The organism is Vibrio sp. 2033 (genome assembly GCF_033339735.1).
Map to the genome: position 1 here is coordinate 1 of NZ_JAWOVC010000088.1, position 1,326 is coordinate 1,326.

At 46.9% G+C, this 1,326-nt stretch carries 1 protein-coding gene; it reads right to left on the reverse strand.

The window, feature by feature from the left end:
• Positions 1 to 1,102 (reverse strand): putative manganese transporter (locus R7P74_RS24785; protein ID WP_318123294.1); only part of this gene is annotated, 1,102 nt, incomplete at its 3' end.
• Between the last annotated feature and the right edge of the window lie 224 nt (positions 1,103 to 1,326).

The window sequence follows — 1,326 nt, forward strand, 5'->3', positions numbered from 1 at the left end:
CATCACCATCGTTAGAAATCGCATTTGCAATCTGCGCGGATAATGGTGCGGCACCAGTAATGTACAAACTGGTGACGAGAATCTGTGGGCCGCAGCCTGGTAGCATACCGATGGCTAAGCCAGCCAATGGCATCCAGATGCCCCAATTTGAAAAGGTAGCAGCCAAATCAACGCCTGAAAAATAGGTCGTTAATTCAAACGCAAGAAACGCCACGATAACCCACGCGCTGACAAAGTTGGTGTCTTGGGCTGCTTTTTGAATCGGGTGTGAATCAATGATTTTTTCATCTTCTGACACCGTCGATTGATAATCTCCCAACTCTTTTGTCATTGCCCACAACGACATGGAGACCACCGCAAATATCGCTCCTAACCATTCAATGCTACTTGGACTCAAATTCAGTAGCTGATTGATATCCACTTGGAATGAGGTCATTACGGCCACCATGCTCGCAGGGATTATCAACCACTTCCAGAATGCGCCTTGAAGATTAATCGCACGTTGCTCTAAAGGCGTGTATCGCTCGCTTTGATGCTGACAACAATGGTGGTGGGCGCTCGCTTGCTTTGGCTCGGGGCGTAGAAAATCATCAGGATGAAATGCGTTGACGATCAAACCCGAAACCGTACCTACCACAATGCCAAGTGCGACGACGCCAACGCCGACGGACGGTTTTGCCGCGAGTAACAAGAATGCCGCATCGCCCATGGTTGATGTCAGTACGGCTACGATTGCGCCAAATCCTACTCGTCCACTAATAAATTGAGTCGTAACAACAATAGCTCCGCCACAGCCTGGAAGCGCACCGAGTAGGGCTGCAAAAAACACCTGATGATGACGAGAGCGATGATAGAGCTGAGTGATGCGATTCGTCTTCGACATAAAGTTGGAGAGGTAATGATAAATCGCCAAGGTTGCTGCGACATAACAAGATACTGCCCAGAAAGAATCGGAAAGCGTGGTCACTGTGATCTCTCGGGTGTTCTCATTCGCTAATAAGACAAGCATGATAATGGGGATAAGCAGTCGCTTATAAGCTAACTGGAACTGAGTTGGCTGAAATAGCTGCTGTGCGGAGTGCAAAAATCGGGTCGCGTTCATCGTTAACTCAAATGCAAATGGTAATAATTATCATTATATGTAAATGAGATTTATTCGCAATAGGGTTGTGAACTTTTCTTCGTGTCAAACTCCCTCAAATCAGGTAAAGTATCGGCCTTTGTGAGCAAACAGCTTCCACGGCACACCGTGCCATTGTTCGGAAGCGTATCAAATTGACTTGGATAGGAAGAAACATGATTCTAGTTGTAGGTCATAAGAACCCA